General features: G+C 36.6%; 15 protein-coding genes. 4 read left to right on the top strand and 11 right to left on the bottom strand.

Going from position 1 to position 19,249, the window contains the following annotated elements:
- Positions 1-7 precede the first annotated feature (7 nt).
- Together H4K33_RS11330 and H4K33_RS11335 are read right to left on the bottom strand one after the other, a co-directional pair.
- Positions 8-4,354 (bottom strand): CusA/CzcA family heavy metal efflux RND transporter, encoded by a 4,347-nt coding sequence (locus H4K33_RS11330; protein ID WP_182649015.1) that lies wholly within the window; start codon positions 4,352-4,354, stop codon positions 8-10.
- A 69-nt stretch (positions 4,355-4,423) separates the two neighbouring features.
- The gene (locus H4K33_RS11335; RefSeq protein WP_255493673.1) at positions 4,424-4,831 is read right to left on the bottom strand and encodes a hypothetical protein; all 408 of its coding nucleotides are present in this window, start codon (positions 4,829-4,831) and stop codon (positions 4,424-4,426) included.
- 299 nt (positions 4,832-5,130) lie between these two features.
- Here H4K33_RS11335 and H4K33_RS11340 point away from each other — a divergent pair, with 299 nt between their 5' ends.
- Positions 5,131-5,670, top strand: coding sequence for an AAA family ATPase (locus H4K33_RS11340; protein WP_182649017.1), 540 nt, complete (start codon positions 5,131-5,133; stop codon positions 5,668-5,670).
- Positions 5,671-5,716: 46 nt separating this feature from the next.
- Positions 5,717-6,490, top strand: coding sequence for a TSUP family transporter (locus H4K33_RS11345; protein WP_182649019.1), 774 nt, complete (start codon positions 5,717-5,719; stop codon positions 6,488-6,490).
- A gap of 175 nt (positions 6,491-6,665) precedes the next feature.
- On the opposite strand, the gene H4K33_RS11350 is transcribed toward H4K33_RS11345, so the two are convergent.
- The 4 genes from H4K33_RS11350 to H4K33_RS11365 form a co-directional block, all read right to left on the bottom strand.
- Positions 6,666-8,240: an MFS transporter gene (locus tag H4K33_RS11350; RefSeq protein WP_182649021.1), complete on the bottom strand. Its 1,575-nt coding sequence runs from the start codon at positions 8,238-8,240 to the stop codon at positions 6,666-6,668.
- A 16-nt stretch (positions 8,241-8,256) separates the two neighbouring features.
- Positions 8,257-9,375, bottom strand: coding sequence for an HlyD family secretion protein (locus H4K33_RS11355; protein WP_182649023.1), 1,119 nt, complete (start codon positions 9,373-9,375; stop codon positions 8,257-8,259).
- A gap of 16 nt (positions 9,376-9,391) precedes the next feature.
- On the bottom strand, positions 9,392-10,711 hold the full coding sequence (locus H4K33_RS11360) for a TolC family protein (RefSeq protein WP_182649025.1): 1,320 nt from the start codon (positions 10,709-10,711) through the stop codon (positions 9,392-9,394).
- A gap of 86 nt (positions 10,712-10,797) precedes the next feature.
- Positions 10,798-11,667 (bottom strand): AraC family transcriptional regulator, encoded by an 870-nt coding sequence (locus H4K33_RS11365; RefSeq protein WP_182649027.1) that lies wholly within the window; start codon positions 11,665-11,667, stop codon positions 10,798-10,800.
- 593 nt (positions 11,668-12,260) lie between these two features.
- On the opposite strand from H4K33_RS11365, the gene H4K33_RS11370 reads away from it, so the two are divergent.
- Positions 12,261-13,487, top strand: coding sequence for an MFS transporter (locus H4K33_RS11370; protein WP_182649029.1), 1,227 nt, complete (start codon positions 12,261-12,263; stop codon positions 13,485-13,487).
- A 233-nt stretch (positions 13,488-13,720) separates the two neighbouring features.
- On the opposite strand, the gene H4K33_RS11375 is transcribed toward H4K33_RS11370, so the two are convergent.
- The 4 genes from H4K33_RS11375 to H4K33_RS11390 all read right to left on the bottom strand — a co-directional run bounded on the left by H4K33_RS11375 (position 13,721) and on the right by H4K33_RS11390 (position 16,537).
- Complete coding sequence (locus tag H4K33_RS11375) at positions 13,721-14,152, bottom strand: hypothetical protein (RefSeq protein WP_182649031.1); 432 nt, start codon at positions 14,150-14,152, stop codon at positions 13,721-13,723.
- 305 nt (positions 14,153-14,457) lie between these two features.
- Positions 14,458-14,787 carry a hypothetical protein gene (locus H4K33_RS11380; protein ID WP_182649033.1) on the bottom strand — a complete coding sequence of 110 codons (330 nt, stop codon included), beginning with the start codon at positions 14,785-14,787 and terminating at the stop codon, positions 14,458-14,460.
- Positions 14,788-15,264: 477 nt separating this feature from the next.
- The gene (locus tag H4K33_RS11385; RefSeq protein WP_182649035.1) at positions 15,265-16,032 is read right to left on the bottom strand and encodes a methyltransferase domain-containing protein; all 768 of its coding nucleotides are present in this window, start codon (positions 16,030-16,032) and stop codon (positions 15,265-15,267) included.
- A gap of 226 nt (positions 16,033-16,258) precedes the next feature.
- Positions 16,259-16,537: a (2Fe-2S) ferredoxin domain-containing protein gene (locus tag H4K33_RS11390; RefSeq protein WP_182649037.1), complete on the bottom strand. Its 279-nt coding sequence runs from the start codon at positions 16,535-16,537 to the stop codon at positions 16,259-16,261.
- A 65-nt stretch (positions 16,538-16,602) separates the two neighbouring features.
- Here H4K33_RS11390 and H4K33_RS11395 point away from each other — a divergent pair, with 65 nt between their 5' ends.
- Positions 16,603-17,718, top strand: coding sequence for a DUF3810 domain-containing protein (locus H4K33_RS11395; protein WP_182649039.1), 1,116 nt, complete (start codon positions 16,603-16,605; stop codon positions 17,716-17,718).
- Here H4K33_RS11395 and H4K33_RS11400 read toward each other — a convergent pair.
- On the bottom strand, positions 17,699-19,003 hold the full coding sequence (locus H4K33_RS11400) for an NAD(P)/FAD-dependent oxidoreductase (protein WP_182649041.1): 1,305 nt from the start codon (positions 19,001-19,003) through the stop codon (positions 17,699-17,701). The genes H4K33_RS11395 and H4K33_RS11400 overlap by 20 nt on opposite strands.
- Between the last annotated feature and the right edge of the window lie 246 nt (positions 19,004-19,249).

The raw sequence follows: 19,249 nt of genomic DNA on the forward strand, positions 1-19,249 counted from the left end.
AATCGAATTATTGGTTAACTAAATAATGTAGTGCATTGTGTCCTAAATTATACTGCAACACGGCATCTAAATAATTAATTTGAATGTTTAAAGCGGTTTCCATCGATTGGATATATTCCACGTATGAAATATCTCCATTATTATACGACTTGTTGGCATGATCTTGTATAATTGATGCATTCAACAAGGCGTTATCTTGATAGTAATCAATAACCGATTGTTGGGCGCGAATAATTTCCAACTGCTGCTGTACCGATTCGCTTAACTGCCTGTGCAAGTAGTCTTTCTCCAAGGTCGCTTGTTCGATGCTGTACTTCATTGCTTTTATTTTTTTGGATTGACTTCCAAAGAAAATCGGAATACTCAATCCTACAGAATAACTAGGAATGCGCAGCTCTCTACCGTAATTCGATCCATTGGCTCTTAATCCTGCTTCTGATTCGATGGTATAACCTAAGGTAACATCAGGTAAAAGCAAAGATTTTTCAAATTTTTGCGTCGCCTCTACTTTTTCGATTTCCTTTTCGGCTAGTTGTAAGCTATTATTTTCGTCGAGATTTAAATCAGCCCACGGATCGTGTTCGTCGTACACTAATTCGCGTTCACTCAATTCAAAATCCGTTTCCAAATTTAAATACGCTTTAATTTTCGATTTCTCATTCTGCAAAAACGTATTATTTTGAGTTAACAACACACTAATCTCCTGTTCTTTGGCCTGAGCAACATTACTCTCCATCAACGTTGTTTCTCCTGTTTGATAACGCAATTTTGCCGATTTTGAAAAAGCTTGTAGCAATGTAAACTGTTGTTCCAACAACTTTTTCTTGGATTGAGCATAAAGCATATTTTCCCACGTTTGTTTTATCTCAAACTCAATAGCTATCGTCTTCCCTTGGAGCTGTAATTCAGCACTTTCATAATCCTTCTGGAGAATGTTTTTCTTTTTAGCATAGGTAAAGGGACTCAGCGATTGACTTACATTGAGGTTGATGTCTTTTTGTCCTTTTCCATTAAGATAACCAAAGCCCATAGACACGTCTGTTTTAGGAATATCATAGGCCGTTTTTACCATTTGCTCTTGACTCAAAACATTGGCTTTAGATGCTTTTAGGCTTTGGTTGTTTTCTCTCGCCAAAGTCAACGCTTCATCTAAAGAAAGACGCGTCACTTCTTGTGCTTGTGCCTGGGCTCCTCCTAGCATGAGTAAAAGAAGTAACACTGCCGTTATGTTAGTTTTGGTTGGTTTGCTTTTCCCAAACCCCTTTTCTTCATAGTAATAAATAATAGGCAAAACAAGTAGCGTTAAAAGTGTAGCGGTAATCAACCCACCAATAACGACAGTTGCCAAAGGTTTTTGAACTTCTGCACCTGCACTTGTACTCAAGGCCATAGGTAAAAATCCTAAGGAAGCCACAGATGCCGTCAACAATACAGGACGCAAGCGTATTTTAGTTCCTTCTATAATGCGTTCATATAAATCCATTCCTTGTTCTTTTAGCTGGTTAAACTGTCCAATCAATACAATCCCATTCAATACGGCTACACCAAATAAGGCGATAAAACCAACACCTGCCGATATACTAAAAGGCATATCTCTCAACCACAAGGCCGCAACTCCACCAATAGCTGATAAAGGAATTGCTGTAAAAATAATGAGGGATTGCTTTACCGATTTAAATGTAAAATACAATAAAACGAAAATTAAGGCCAAAGCAATAGGCACTGCAATCATCAGTCGATTAGTTGCTTCAACCAAGTTCTCAAACTGACCGCCGTACGTGATATAATACCCATCAGGTAACTTCAATTGCGCATCTAATTTGGCTTGAATATCATTTACAACGCTTTTTACATCGCGATCTTTTACATTGAATCCCAAAACAATACGTCTTCTACCGTCTTCACGGCTAATTTGTTGTGGTCCATCCTCATAATCGATATCCGCAATTTGACTCAGTGGAATTTGTTGTCCATCCGCTAAAGGGATAAAGAAATTTTTTAAATTCTCAATATCCGATCTTGATGCTTGATCCAAACGCACAACTAAATCAAAACGCTTTTCTCCTTCATATACCAATCCCGTTGTTTCACCCGCAAATCCAGCGCGTATAATTTGACTGATGTCGGAAATTTTTAATCCATACAACGCCAATTTATCTTTGTCGTATTTGATCGATATTTGAGGTAAACCCGTTACGCGTTCTAATTTTGGACTAGCAACACCTGGTACATTGGCAATCATTCCATTAATTTCATCGCCAATACTAGCCAAACGATCAAGGTCTTCTCCGAAAACTTTAATTGCTACGTCACTGCGTACACCAGTCATCAACTCGTTAAAACGCATTTGAATGGGTTGAGAAAACTCTGTGGTTACCCCTGGAATTTCCTCTAAGGCCGCTTCCATTTTATCAATGAGCTCCCCTTTTGTTGTTGCTGAAGTCCACTCTTTTTTATCTTTCAAAACAATAATCATATCTGCTGCTTCCATCGGCATTGGGTCGGTAGGAATTTCCGCACTACCAATCTTAGAAATAACCATTTTTACTTCTGGAAACTGATCTAACAATATCTGTTCTGCTTTGGTTGTTGTTTCTATCTCTTGAGACAGTGAACTACCTGATGAAATAATAATATGCGTAGCTAAGTCACCTTCATCTAACGTTGGGATAAACTCTCCTCCCATTTTACTAAACACTGCTAGGGCCAAAGCGAATAATCCGAAGGCCACAACTAAAACAAAGCGCTTCACTTTAAAAGCTTTTTCTAAAATAGGTTTATAAAACTGATAAATTTTATCAATCAATTTATCGCTAAAATTCGGTTTAACTTTTCCTGCCTCTCTCTTCAAGAACAGAGAAGAAGCCATAGGAACATAGGTTAACGAAAGAATAAAAGCTCCCAAGATAGCGAAAGAGACTGTCATAGCCATAGGGCCAAACATTTTTCCTTCAATTCCTGTTAAAGCCAAAATAGGCAAGTAAACAATTAAAATAATGATCTCTCCAAAAGAAGCACTAGTTCTAATTTTAGACGCTGCGGTGTACACTTCTTCGTTCATCTCTTTTTGAGTGAGCTTCCTTGTCTTTCCAAGGTGCAGACGATGAACAATGGCTTCGACAATGATTACTGCTCCATCGACAATCAATCCGAAATCTATGGCTCCTAAACTCATCAAGTTTCCACTAACGCCAAATAGCTTCATCAAACTGATGGCAAATAATAGAGATAGTGGAATAACAGAGGCCACAATAAGTCCTGCACGCCAGTTACCTAGGAGTAAAACCAAGACAAACACCACAATCAACGCACCTTCCATCAAATTGGTTTGAATCGTACTCACCGTTTTATCAATGAGTTTAGTTCGATCGATAAAAGGCTCTATTGCGACACCTTCGGGTAGTGTCTTTTCAATTTGTGTCATTTTTTCTTTGACCAACTTCACTACTTCTTGGGTATTGGCGTCTTTGAGCATCATCACCATTCCGCTGACATCTTCTCCTTTGCCGTCTTTGGTAACTGCTCCGTAGCGAATGCTGCTTCCGATTCTTACTTCAGCAACATCGCGAATTAAAATTGGAGTTCCATTGACTGTTTTTACCACAATTTTTTCAATATCTTCCATGGAGTGAACCATCCCAATACTGCGAATAAAATAGGCATAGGGTTTCTTATCAATATAAGCACCACCTGTATTCTCGTTATTTTGTTCTAAAGCTTCAAAAATCTCCAGAATAGACGTATCCATACTTTTCAAGCGATCAGGCTGTACAGACACCTCATATTGTTTCAAATGCCCACCCAATGTGTTGACTTCTGCCACGCCTTTCACACCAATCAATTGGGGTTTAATAATCCAATCTTGGATTGTGCGAAGATCCATACTATTATATTGATCTTCATATCCTTCTTTGGGGTAAACTACATATTGATAGATTTCTCCTAGCCCCGTACTCACTGGGGCTAATTCGGGTGTTCCAACATTTTTAGGAATCACCTCTTCAGCGGCCTTCAGATTTTCATTAATCTGATTTCTTGCCCAGTAGATATCTGTATCTTCCGTAAAAACAACAGTTACCACACTCAAGCCAAAACGACTGATAGAGCGAAGCTCTGTGATATTGGGAATAGGCTTAACTGCCTGTTCTATGGGATAAGTAATAAATTGCTCTACCTCTTGCGTTGCTAACGTGGGAGAACTTGTAATAATTTGCACCTGATTATTCGTAATATCAGGCTGTGTATCCATCGGTAAATGCATCAACGAATAACTTCCCACTGCGATAAGTCCCAGTACGAAAAGTCCAACGATGAATTTATTTCGGATACTAAAATGAATGATTTTATCTAGCATCTCTGTATAATATAAATGGTCATAAAAACGCAAACCTCAAAAGAGATCTACGGTCATAGGGCGATATAATTATACGAGCTTAGGCGGTTGCCAGATGTGATAAACGATAGATTCTACAAAAGGATAAGGTACAATTGTTTTTTCTGTACTAACTGTTTGTACCAGAACAGGAAGGTCGTAAGTAGGTAACGTTAAATCCACTGATACAGCACAACATACACAAACACAAAAAGGTGAACAAGCATCTTGTGCGTCATCACTATGTTGCGTTTCTATTACACGAGCAACAGCAGATTCTGTTTGCACCTTAGATGAAACATAACGATCCGCACAAGGATAAAAAGAGATAACCATTACGATTATCGCTAAGAGCAAGGATACTATGTAGTTGTATTGTTTCATCCAAACAAAAATAGCACGTTTTTTTGAATTATTACAATGTACCAGCACAATTTGCAATGCAATTGCATCATTCATAATACACATAAAAAAGAAAACCAACAAAATTTTGGCACAACTTTTGTAATAACATTAATATAAAAATTATTTAAAATAAAACTAACTTTAATCAAAAAAACAACTATTTTTGATTCACAGAGAGAAAAAAGATAATACCCAAAATAGCCCGCTAGAGATAGCAAACAACAACAAACAACAACAAAAATAGCCTTTTCTTTCCCAGGAAAAGGCTATTTGCTCTGCAGCGTTTCTCTCTATTTATATGTACACTACGTACCATCCCCTATTTAGGGACATTCAAATTCCAAATTATAATTATGAAACCATTTTACATCTTTACTGGTGGCCCAGGAAGTGGTAAATCTTCTGTACTAGAAGCTCTTGCCTCAAAGGGATATTCCGTCGTACCAGAAGTTGGACGAGCTATTATTAAACAGCAAATGCTACAACATGGACAAGCACTTCCCTGGCAAGATAAACAGCTCTTTTATGAACAAATGCTCGAATGTACTATCGCTGATTACAACCACCAAAAAGAAGACACGCTCACCTTCTTTGATCGGGGTTTATTAGATAGTATAGGCTATGCTCATTTGGAACAACTCAACGTTCTGCCAGCACATTATACCCTCGCTCACACAACTCCTTATGCACCTGTTGTTTTTATTTTTCCGCCTTGGGAAGCTATTTACCAAAAAGATACAGAGCGAAAACAAGATTTTCAACTGGCTACCCAAACGCATGCCATCATGCGCATTACTTATGAAAAGTTCGGATACCATTTGGTGGAAGTTCCCTGCACTTCTATTGCAAAACGCACGGAATTTATTCTTGATTATCTTCAACTAAAACGATAGAAGGTTTACCTTTGTACTCGAAATAACAAAGGTTGTTTTGACGTTTATGGAACTTGACATTATCTTCTATCTGTGTATAGTAGCTTTTTGTGCTGGCTTTATCGATGCTATTGCTGGCGGTGGTGGATTAATTCAAACCCCCTTAGGGCTCGCCCTATTACCCTCAATCCCCGTATCATCAGTGATCGGAACCTTAAAAATACCTGCTTTTTCAGGTACAGCCATGGCGGTACAACAATACCTCAAACAGACTAAAATTCAATGGTCTTATTTTTTGGTACTAGCAGCGCTATCTTGTGGTAGTGCTTTTTTAGGGTCCTATATCCTGACTATCGTCAACAACGACTTCATGAAGCCGCTATTACTCATTATCTTAGTTGCCCTTTGGGTGTTTACTTATTTTAAGAAAGACTTTACCAAGAAACACTTAACCGAAATAACAACGCAAAAAAAATATAGCTATGGGATCATCATTGCTATAGTCATTGGGTTTTACGATGGATTTATCGGTCCAGCTACAGGTACCTTCTTCATTATGGGATTCATCTTCCTCATTGGATTTGACTTCTTTAAGGCCTCTGCCTATGCAAAAATGATCAACCTGTTTACTAATTTAGGTAGTATTTGCTTGTTTCTACTCAAAGGACAAATCATTTGGTCTGTTGCCCTACCAATGGCAGTATGCAATGGTATTGGTGGGTATTGTGGAGCTAAACTAGCTATCCTAAAAGGTCAACAATGGGTACGCTATGTTTTTCTATTTATTATGTTGGTAGCGATTTTGCGATTTGGTTATGAGGTAGTTAGAGGGGAGTGTTAATTGTTCGTTGTTCGTTGTTGACCTCACAAACCTCACAAACCTCACAAACCTCACAAACCTCACAAACCTCACAAACCTCACAAACCTCACAAACCTCACAAACCGAGCAGCAATCAACCAACAAAAAAAGCAGCCTCTAAAAAAAGAAAACTGCTTTTCGTACAAACCTATAACCTTACGTATGTAATTGTTCATCTATTTTTTCTCGATCTTTAGTACTGATCCACAATTGTCCGATTTTAGACATGCGGATTCGAGTCAAAACATCCTTCGTTCGACCATAATGGTGAAACAGAACGTAAAGTAAAACTCCTATACCTAGGATATTTAAAAAACCGAAAATAATCTTATTTGCAGCGAGAATAGCATTGAGTTGAACTGACGTTAGATTAATCGATCCTCCTGCTTGCATCAATAGCGTATCATCCAAATACACGGCTAAATTACTCAAGCTTTGCAACTGCAATTTATACTGTAACCAAGTGAACAGCGAGCTAAAAATCCCCAAAGAAATGAAGGTTCTCCACAATAGAACAAAACCAATTAAGCTCAACAAACTTGGAATATCTAATTTATCTAGTGTATAGTACCAAATTACAATAAACAAAATTCCCATACCCATCCCTTTAAAAAATTGTGGCAACAGCCATAAGTGGTAATTTAATTCAGGAACCATAAAGAAGTACATCACAATGGTGTACATCATAAAAGAAGCAAACCCAGTAAAGAGAAGCATTCGAATGGGATACAAATGATTAAACCACTTATAGGAAATAATTGCTCCAACAAGTAAACCTGGAATCATCATCATATTCAAGGAAGCATTAGTTAAAGCATTATAGCCTAAGATTCCCATGGCAAACGTATTTTGTAAATTCGTAGTTGCTAAATACATTCCCAACAAAAGAAGCATAATAATTCCATGTCTTACATTGTTCTTCTTAAATGCTTTAAGCGATAAGAAAGGACGGGTTAAAACCTTTTGTCGAATAAAGAAGGCAAAGGCCAAGATAAAAAAAGACAAGGTAGCATACTTGATATGCACAGATTTAAACCAGTCTTGTTGTTTTCCAAAGGCTAAAATATACCCTAATATCATAAAAGAACTGATGTATAGTAACACGCTTAACCAGTCGATGTAATACAGGGGCACTTTACGCATAAAACGTTGATTGTGTTGAAAGACAATACAAATCAATGCTGCAACTAAACATATGGAAGCATAAACTAAGTACCCAAATTGCCAATTGGCATAATACGAAATTTTGGTAATATAATAACCTGCCACTTGTGTGACGATTAAAACTACAGTATAAAAAATACTATAGAAACGACCTCGATTTCCATCTTTAGACAAGATGAACATCAACGGGAGGACTACCTCCATCATCCCTAACATTTTAAATACGCCAATTAAAAAGGAAGCTCCAATGATTACTTGTGGTTGATGCGTAGTTCCCATTACAACAAATAAAAGTGCAATTCCCGTAAGACTAACAACTAGTATTTCTTTGGTTCTAAAACGCGCTTTAATACGCACAATCAGCGGCATAACTGTTCCCATTCCAACAACACAAGCATAATTTGCCCATAAATAGTATTCACTCATCGCTCCAGTACTACCAACTAAATAAGTAATATTGGGAGTATAGATGCCATTCACCCCAAAAAAGATCAATGCGATCACCACGATAAGCAATAACATGACAGGTTTGGGCACCCAAGAGTAAAATAATCCTTGATTATACATAATATGTGTGTTGTTCCTACTTGTTTTTTAATTGTACATTCATATTCATTCCCGCCTTTAAGCGGTTTACAGCATCTTGTTTATTTTGATCGGTAAACTCAATACGTACAGGGATACGCTGTTGTACTTTTACGAAGTTTCCTGTTGAATTATCTGTTGGCATACTAGAATAACGATTACCTGTTGCTGCAGAAATTGCCGTTACAATTCCCTCAAATTGCTCTCCACGAACAGCATCTGAAGTCATAGTCAAGATCGTTCCTACCTGTACATCGGGCATTTGTGACTCTAAGAAATTGGCTGTTACCCATTTTTCATTGTCGCGAACGATTGTTGTAATCTGTTGACTCGGATTCAGCAATTGTCCGACACTAATTAAGCGTCTTCCCATTGTACCATCATACGGTGCTTTAATTACCGTGTAAGACAGGTTTAATTGAGCCATGTCTAACATCGCTTTAGTGCGTTTAATATCCGCATCGTTCAATGCTAAACGCGTATCAATTTCAGAAACAGAGAGTCTTGTTGTCGTTTGTTGCTTTTTCAAAGCATCAAAAGCTGATTTGGCCGCTTGATATTCTGTAGCCATTTGATCGTATTGCTGTTGGGTAACAGCTTCTACAACCAACAATTTTTCAAAGCGATTTTTATTTTGCTCTGCATTCCACAAACGCGCTTGTGCACCTTGAATATTAGATTCAAATACACCAATAGTATTGCTCGTTGTTTCTCTGGCAGATCGTGTTACTTCTTTAGCGGCTATTGCACTTAAATAAGCAGCTTCTGCCTGTTCTACTTGAGTTCGAATCTCACTGTCGTCCAAAACAACCAAGGTATCCCCTGCTTTAACAGTTTGATGTTCAATAAATCGAATGTCTTTGATATAACCTGATACCCTCGTGTTTATCGGATTGATATATTCTTCTACTTGAGCAGATTCTGTATAATCTTTATCTCCAATGTGAAAATACTTAGTTAAAAGCCAATAGAACGCAAGAGCTACAATCAAAAATGTCAAGGTGTTCAGTACAATAATCTTGCGTTTTTTGATTACTTCTTGCTTCGTGTTAATCGTAATTGGAGCGCTTTTCTTTTCTTGCGGTTCTGTATGTGTCGTATGATCTGTTTGTTCCATGGTATTTTTAGCAATTTTACAACGTTCCCGTTGCTTTTAATAAACTGTAATATTGGTAAAGTACATTGATTTGCGCATTTGCATATTGCAACTCTGCCTCGAGTTTGGCATTGGTGGCATCTGTCATCTCTGCTTGAATTGCTAATTGATTTAGATATTTAGCTTCAATAATGCGATAGTTTTCCTGTGCCAACTGTTGACTTTTTTCAAGCAAATGTGCGTTTTGAATAGCTTCTTCATATTTGGTATAAGAAGCGTGAACTCCCATTTCTATTTGTTGCATAGCTAATACACGCGTCTCTTCTGCTTTTCCCTTTTCCAATTGTTCTAGCTTCACCTTCTTCGGAGTCTTATAGAGATTGTCTAAGCTGTAATTAAGCGTTACCCCTACTTGCCAAGTATTGGAATACATATCCATCACAGGGTTTGAAGTTGTAATCGGTCTACTCATATTGTAACCACCCATAGCAATCAATGCAGGGTACTGATCTGTTTTCGCTATAGCGATCTTCTGATCGGCAACTGCTATCGCCTTCTCTGTGATTTTCAAGGTTGGATGATTTTCATAGGCTAAAGCCAAGTAGTATTCATATAACCCCATTAACTCTTTTTCGCTAATTGTTTCAGATGGACTCAATTTGGTATTGACATCCAATCCCAAAGCTATATTCAAATTGTAGTTAACAATATTGATGTTGTTAGTAACCACAAGTAAAGCTTGATCGATGTTTTGTAAGGCTAATTCGCCGCGAATAACTTCATTCCTCGTCAGCATGCCTTGGCTATAGAATTGCTTGACATTTTCCAAGCGAATTTGTCCCAACTTTTTATTGTTTTGATAAACTTCTTGTTGATTCAAAAGCTTATAGAGATCTAAATAATTAGAAATAACTAAGAACTTGATTGATTGTTGATCGTTTATCCAATCCAATTCGGCAATTTGTTCACCTATTTTGGCTAATTCGATCGATTTTTTAATCGCTCCTCCCTTATACAAAAGTTCTGAAGCTTGAATGGCATAGGAATTGCCAAAATGGGGCATATCTTTTGTCGCTACCTTCGAAAAATCGCGATCTAAAATTAGTGCATCACCTATATAAGCTGCCGTAGCAGAAACTCCAAGTGTAGGAAGTTGTTGTAGTTTTAAAATTTGTGTTTGTTGACTCGCAATTTCTTTCTGTTGAGCACTTAATTTCAACTGCTGATGATTCTCTAATGCCAACTTAATAATTTCTTCTACTGAAAGTTGCGTTGATTTTTCTTGTGCATAACTCCAAGTAGTAGAAAGCAATAAAGCAACAAAACCACCTAGTATTGTGCGCAATTTACTTTTCATTCTATACTTTGTTTTATACGAACAAAGGTATTGGCAAATACTTGGATATAAAATGATTCAACTTCCTTAACAGATGTTCAAAAGTACTATTTAGACCCTAATATCATGGCTCTATATTGCGTCGGACTCATCTTTAGATGTTTTTTAAAGAAATGAGTGAATGCATATTGATCGCTAAAATGCAGCTTATTTCCAATTTCTTTAAGTGAAATAGAAGGATTACTCAACTGTGCTTTTGCCTCATTTACAATAAATTCACTAATAATTTGATTGGGAGTCCGTTGGGCGACTTCCTTGACAACTGCACTTAAATAACGAATGGAAATATGCAATGCATCAGCGTAAAACTGTACGCTTTTAGACTGTAAATAATGTGCAGAAACTAGATTGACGAAATCATAGGTCAGCTTTTGTTGTCGATTTAGTTGTGACAGCTGTTCTTCATGCAAAGGAGCAACTATACTCACCAAGTGATACAACAAAATATTGAAATAGTTCTGAATTATTTGTTCCGCATAGGTGATCGCTGTATGGTTTTTCGTATAATACGTCAACAACGCAATATTTTCCCAAAAAACATCAAATTCAACAGGTTGCAGTGTAAAAACGCGTTTTAATTGGTTCTTTAGGTCTTTGTATACTTTGACTTTGTTAAGTTGAAAAGTACTGTGTTCAACAAAATCTCGATTGTATCCTAACAAACGCAATTCTGTATGAGGTTCAATATCCAAGATCTCATAAACGTATTTGGTATTAATTAAAAGAAAGGAAGCACTGGAAATTTCGATTTCGTTAATTTGCTCTTTTATTCTGATGTGACCTTTTTTTACAAATAAAATAGAAGGTCTTTTAGGGCGATAAGGACGTCCTGCTGCGGCAGTTTCAAATAGTGTTTCTTCTGTATACACACGAAGTTCTTCGTACTCCTGTGTTTCTATAGACTGTATCGCTGTCATGGAAATGGATATTAAGGTCACAAAATACAAAATGCGTAGCTAAGTTATCTTTCTTTGTTTCCATATCCTAAAGGAACTGATAAAAATTTCAAATGCAAATTAACACCAATGCCTTTTTTCGTATAATAATCAAACAAGCATTCTTTTTTTATATCTGAGCAGAAGCAAAAGGTACATTTTTTGCGATATTTCTTTTAGCGATATGCGTTATATTTCACTTATGATCCAAAGAAAAAACCACAACTTTACACGCTTGGATTAGATCTAAAACACATCATTCGCTAGAGTTCTTAAAACCCGCTTAAGGATCTCTTTTAATTATTTCTTACTACTATTTGTCAACAATTCTTTTTATACAAAGTATTGGCTAAAACCCTTCTATCTACTTTAGCGACAAATAGTAGTTTTGTTTACAGTTAACCGTTTTTTTTGTCTCTCGTTTAAAAGATACATTTTCCATTTTAGCAAAATCCACCGTCAACAGTTAACAGTTAACAAAAAATAATACCCTATATTTGCATGCTTTTTTTGTTCGTGTGAAATTTTCTAATGAATCACAACCTCAAAAAGTCTCAACCATTTAACCTTCAATTATGGAAACAAAGACAACAGTACCTTTTTCGAGGTATGAAAAATTTGTCATTTTTATATTAGCGATTACCCAATTTACAGTTATCTTGGATTTTATGGTCATGGCTCCTTTGGGTGATTTACTGCTCAAAAGTTTAGCCATGGATACGCAAGATTTTGGTATTGCTGTATCTGCCTATGCCTTTAGTGCAGGAGCATCAGGGTTGCTAACCGCAGGGTTTGCGGATAAGTTTGACCGCAAAAAACTATTGCTGTTTTTCTACCTTGGTTTTATAGTAGGAACTTTATTCTGTGGCTTAGCCTACTCTTTCGAAACACTCGTAGCAGCTCGTATTTTTACGGGGTTATTCGGTGGAGTAATTGGTTCAATTTCTATGGCTATTATCACAGATATCTTTAGTCTACAACAACGTGGACGTGTCATGGGATTCATACAAATGGGATTTGGTGCAAGTCAGGTCTTGGGCATTCCCATTGGTTTGTATATTGCTAATAAATGGGTTTGGGAAGCGCCTTTCTTCTTGATTGTTGCTCTTTCGATCGTGATCGCTCTACTTATTTTTCTATACTTGCATCCTGTAAATGCACATTTACAGCTCCAACAGGACCACAAACCTCTAACTCATTTGTGGAATACACTTAAAAACAAAGAGTATCGCATCGGATTCGTTGCTACAACCTTCTTATCTGTTGGTGGATTTATGATGATGCCTTTCGGAACGATATTCGCCGTAAACAACTTAGGGGTTCACCCGGATCAATTACCACTACTGTTTATGGTCTCTGGAGTAACATCTTTACTATTCATGCCTTTTATTGGAAAATTAAGCGATAAAATGAATAAATATGTACTATTTAGTATCGCTTCTATTTGGTTGATGTTAGTTTGTGTGGTTTATACCAATATGGCACAAATTCCACTTTGGCTCGTGATGGTTATCAATGTTTTGATGATGTTTGGTATTATGAGTCGTATGGTGCCTTCTTCTGCGCTTACTAGTGCTGTTCCTGAAGGGAAAGATCGCGGTGCGTTTATGAGTATCAACTCCTCTATTCAACAAATTGCGGGTGGAATCGCAGCTGCTATCGCAGGTTTAATCGTTTATCAAGAGCACAAAAATAGCCCCCTGATGAACTATGATATTGTTGGTTATGTGGTCGTTGCTGTTTCTTGTTTGAGCATTGTCTTGATGTACCGCGTGAATCAATTGATTAAAACAAAACGATAAGGAGTTTAACGTTTGTTGCGAAGTGGATTTTTGAACCAAAAAACACAACTTATTTCAGCAGAAACATACACCTAAAAGAAAGGGGGATATTTTTTTAAGTATCCCTAAGCTCCATATAAGTTCACATGATCCACCATCAAATAGGGGACATTTTAAAAACACATTGAAAACTAAAGAGTTACAAAGGCTTAAAGCGATCAATCTTCATCAAACAGTGAGTTAAACCTACTCTATTACCGCTGTTTAACCCCGAGCTTTTGTAGGCAATCTGCCAAATGTTCTTGCTGTTCCACATGGAGAGAACGTGCGCTTATACTCGGTTTATATACGGTTTTTTTACCTTGGTAAATATGAAGTTTCGCCCATTTTCCGTGCTGTGTAAACATGGAACTATAGGTAAACGTCAACTCATCTAAAGGATAACTTTTCGTTCTTCTCTTCCCCCAATAATTATAGGTATAAATCAATTGTCGTTGTATGCCATCAAGCTGAACTTCAAGATCAGACTGTGCGAAACTAAAGAGTAGAATTAAAAAGGGTATGAGCAATCCACAACCAATTATATAGGCATAGCCAAGTTCAAAGGCATAACCCATTGCTCCTCCTCCAAAGCAGAAGAACAATAGCATAAAGTAATCGAATCGAGTGGTATAAGTATGAGTCATTTGTATTCTTTTTTTTTTTTACTACTGCGTACGCTTCAAAACTACATAATAAAAACGCACAATCCCCCCTACTCTTTTCTTCCATCTTTGGGTAATAAAGGGGATTAATTTCCTTTCCAAAATAATACAACACACTAGTTTACAAGTGCTTAAATACACATCCTCCCATGTTTGTTCGGGTCTTGTTCGATACTCCTTCGGTATTTACTGGGTTTCCCCCCCTTTTACCGAACAAGACTCGAATGAGACTCGAACAAGGTCTATAGCAAATTAGGAATTTATAGTTGGGAAAGCAAGGGGTCGAGCTATTTTCGATTCACTTTGAGATACACTTGTTTATTGCCCTTTGAGTCAAAGCGATAAACGAAAAGTTCAGATGAATTTGCATCTTGCATAATATGATCACCTTTGATAATTTCTTTTGGTGCGTCGAAAGTGTAGTTGGTGAACAGCTTGCCTGTAGCGTCGTAAAACAAATAGGTTCCATCAGAAGAAACCTCAATTTTGTCGATAACAAAATCAATAGCTTCGGTTTGTGCTACTTCTACCTTGCTCGGTTGACTCTTCATAAAATGGCTGAATTGAAGTATGGCCACAGCCACAACAACAATAACGATGATGATTCCTTTTTTCAATGGGTCGTGTTTTTATTGGGATAAAGCTACGATTTAATTTTTTGATGAAGAAGAATAGTATTACTGTTTGTTGTGCGTTGTTTGTTGAGATGGTGAGGTGATGAGATGATGAGATGATGAGATGATGAGGTGATGAGGTGATAAAATCGGAACGCAGTGTAGATTTATCGAACACCAAAACAAATATAAAATAAGTGAGATATATTCATCGAACACTAAAACCAATATAAACTAGGTGAGATAGATGGTGAGGTGATGAGATTTTCGTTTAAAGTAATCGTAGAGACTTAGCGGCATTTTTTTTTAAAAAGAAGGTTTAGCTCATAACTGATCCCTGACTCTTCACAAACAACATTCGACAATCAGCCAACAAAAACCAACCAACAAAACCAACTATTTTAATTGGGTACATAGAACGTATCTATTACAATACTTCGCAATCTTAAGTAATTTTTCAATTGTAGTTTAAAAAATATCTTACTCTTTTTTACCATAAAGCAATATCCTTTTAAAAGCATATAAAGCAGGTAATTTTTTAAAAGTATTAGCAATTTCTACTTTAAAAGCTTCAATAAATAAAGCCTTTTCCTTCTCTTCTAATCTTTCTAAATAGGGTATTAAAGCAGAACCTGCAATAAATTCATATAGTGTATGATGGTCTTGAGCTATTAGGGGATAAATACGTTGAGAAATATTCAACTGGCTTAATCCACCATCAAACATAATCTGAGCATAGTCATCTAAGAGCAATACAGAAGAGGGTCTATTCCATCCTTTAAATTGTGTGCGATAAGGCTCTGATTCGGCAAGTGTGTAAAGTAATTTGTTTAGTATATTTTCAGGTTGATAAGGCATCTGAACAACAAACTGTCCTCCTGGATTTAACTTATCGATAAGCTTTGGAAACAAATCTTTATGATTATCAGCCCATTGCAGTGCAGCATTGCTAAAAACCAAATCCCAAGATTCATTCGATTCAACAAACTTTTCTATCGTTTGACGTTTAAAATCTAATCGATCTGATTTTAAATGTTCTGCTTGCTCAAGCATCTCTTCTGAAGAATCAATCCCTATAAAAGTAGCCTGTTTGAATTTCTCGACTAATAATGCTGTTTGTTCTCCTGTACCACATCCTAAATCAACGGATTTCATTAGGGGTGCCTCTTGAATCATATCACTTAAATCAAAAAAGGGCAAAAAACGAATATTTTTAAACTTGTTATATATTACTGGATTCCATGGCATAATACACTATTTTAAATTGTACACTAAACTACGGAGACTAAATTAAAATACCCGTTATAATCTCTTAAAAAACAGGAGAACTTTGTGTGATTTCCGTAAAAATAAGGCTGTAAATTAAGAATATACTATACACTAAAAAGAAAGTGTTTAGTAATTTTACCTCTGCTTCTTATCAAGTTAATTAACAAGCAGCCTATCGTTATTTCGCTAAAGCTAAAAACTAAATTTAAGAGGATAAAACGGCAGCCGTAACGTATTTCTCAAATATTTTCTTTGCTTTTTTCTTCGTTACTTCTTTTTTGTAGGTATCGTGTTCCGAAAGGTAGACTACTGGAGCCTTTTTACACATGCCTTGACACTTCATTTTACACAACGCATAATCCGCTCCGAGACCGCTTTCTTGTAGCAGGTCTTCAAAGCACGCCTTGGCTTCTTCATTGTATCGACAACATTTTTTTCCATCGCAAACGAAGATTGTTCGCTCACCTTTCTTAACTTTACTCATTAGGATAAAAGTTTGCTACAAATATATAGCTATATTTATCTATTCTAAATAAAATTTAGTTAAAAATGCGATCGATTAAAACAAGATACTATCTCCTCGGATTTGTTGTATTTCTGATTTTTAAAAATATACTAACCTCAAATTCTGAATGGGTTGAACGTCTTTACACCCAGGGTTTTTATGCATTCTATTTGCGTATGATCACGGCGTGTACCAACCTACTTCCTTTTTCTATTGGCGATGTACTCTACTTTTTGGTAGGCATTTTCCTCTTGTGGAGAATTAGATTGATATGGAAAGTAAACAGGGAAAGAAAAAAGAGAATACACCATTACCTGCGTTTTCTACTCAAAGGATGTTTGTTTTTTTATGTAGCTTTTACGCTTTTGTGGGGACTGAATAATTACCGTATACCACTAAGTACGCAACTCGATTTACAACAAGGTTATACAAATGAGGAGCTAACGAGCTTAACGCGAGAAATCATCCATCAAACCAATGCTTTGCAACTATTGCTAACACAGGATTCTCTCCGTGAGGTTGTTATTTCGGTGGATAAAAAGCAAATCTTAAAAGATGCTGAACTCGGTATACATCGTTTAAGTGAATCAACGCAATGGTATACCTATGGAAATCAAAAAGCAAAAGGCTCTCTGTACAGTTTACCATTAACTTATATGGGGTTTTCAGGTTATGTGAATCCCTTTACACTAGAAGCGCAAGTCAATACTAAAATACCAACCTCTACCTTTGTTGTTACGGCTTCTCATGAAATTGCGCATCAAATAGGTTATGCCAAGGAAAGTGAGGCTAACTTTATTGGGTTTCTTGCGGCCAAACAGCAAACAGATCTACACTATCAATACTCAGCAAATATCTTCGCCCTGCGTTATTGTCTGAAAGCATTGGAAAGTGAAGAATCAGAATTAAATTTTAAAGCTATACTGGAAGAGATTCACCCTGGTGTTCAGGTAAACCTAATGGAAAACACCGTTTTCTGGCAGTCGTATAAATCAATTACAGATTCGATTTTTAAATTTATCTACAGTAATTTTCTCAAGATCAACAATCAAAAAGAGGGCATTCGATCCTATAATAAGTTTATTGATTTGCTGATTCACTACAATAAAAAAGAGCCTGTATTTACAGGCTCTTTTTCGTTTATTCGTTGTTTTTTGTAAAACTTTCTTCGTTCTTTTTCTTGTATGGTCGGACGATTAAACGCGCCTGACGATCAAACATCAGGTAGTTATATAGCCAGTTCCAAAACACCAAGAATTTATTTCTAAATCCGATGAGCGACATTAAATGGACAAACATCCAAACAAACCAGGCAAAGAATCCACTGAAGTGAAACTTGGGTAAGTCAACGACCGCTTTATTTCTTCCTATGGTTGCCATTGATCCTTTGTCGTTGTAAACAAATTTCTTCAATGGTTTTCCATCTCTCAATTGAATGAGGTTATTGGCTAACAATTGCCCTTGTTGAATAGCGGGTTGTGCCATCATCGGATGTCCCATTGGCAGGTTTTCTGTAACCATTGCCGCTACATCTCCAATGGCAAAAATATCGGTAAAACCTTCTACTTGATTAAATTCGTTTACTTTTAATCGATTTCCTCGCTGAATCACGGATGCTTCAAATCCATCAATCACGGCTCCCATCACCCCAGCTGTCCAAATAACCGTTTCGGTTTGAAATGTTAATCCAGATTTGGTGTGTACTGTTTTTCCATCAAAATCCGTTACGATTTCGTTCACCCAAACATTCACGCCTAATTTTTCTAAAAATTCTTGCGCTCTTCGAGAGGATTTTTCAGACATAGCATCTAACACTTTGGAGCCTCCTTGAATCACGTTGATTTCCATTTGTCTGATATCTAAATCGGGATAATCTTTGGGCAACACGTGTTTTTTCATTTCAGCTAATGCCCCCGCAAGCTCCACTCCTGTTGGCCCTGCACCAACAATCACGAAATTCATCAACGCGCGTTTTTCTTTTTCGTCATTGGTTAGTAACGCTTCTTCAAAATTTTCCAACACCAAACTGCGGATGTTCAACGATTGTGGAATCGTCTTCATCGCCATGCTGTTTTGTTGGATAGCGGTATTGCCAAAGAAATTGGTTTTAGAACCTGTGGCAATGACTAAATAATCAAAAAAGATCGTTCCAATATCAGCAACGACTTTTTTATTTTCGGTATCAATGCGCTGAACTTGAGCTACGCGAAAGTAAATTCCCTCATAGTTTTGAACCACCTTGCGAATGGGAAATGCAATAGATCCCGATTCCAAACCGCCTGTTGCGACTTGATACAGCAAGGGTTGAAACGTATGATAATTATGCTTATCTAATAAGACAACTTGAAAATTTTTGTTTTTCAATTTCTTAGCTAATGCTAATCCACCAAATCCTCCTCCAATAATTACTACTCTCGGACGATTCGATGTAGGAATATTCATCATAACTACGCTATTTTTATTCTACAAATTTACGACTATTTATCAAGTTTTTAGTTTCCACCCTATTGCTAGAGGTAAAAAACACATTTTTGGTTCAACTACAAAATAAAAAAAAACAGACTTTTACTAGTCAATTACTAAAAAAAGAGGTTTAAACTATCAATTCAAAAAATTTAAGGCCAATACATTCTCTTTTTTTTATTTGCTCTAATTTTTTATTTAGAGAAAGAATTAACACTTCTTCCCTCT

The sequence above is a fragment of the Myroides sp. WP-1 genome (assembly GCF_014145635.1).
GTDB lineage: Bacteria > Bacteroidota > Bacteroidia > Flavobacteriales > Flavobacteriaceae > Flavobacterium.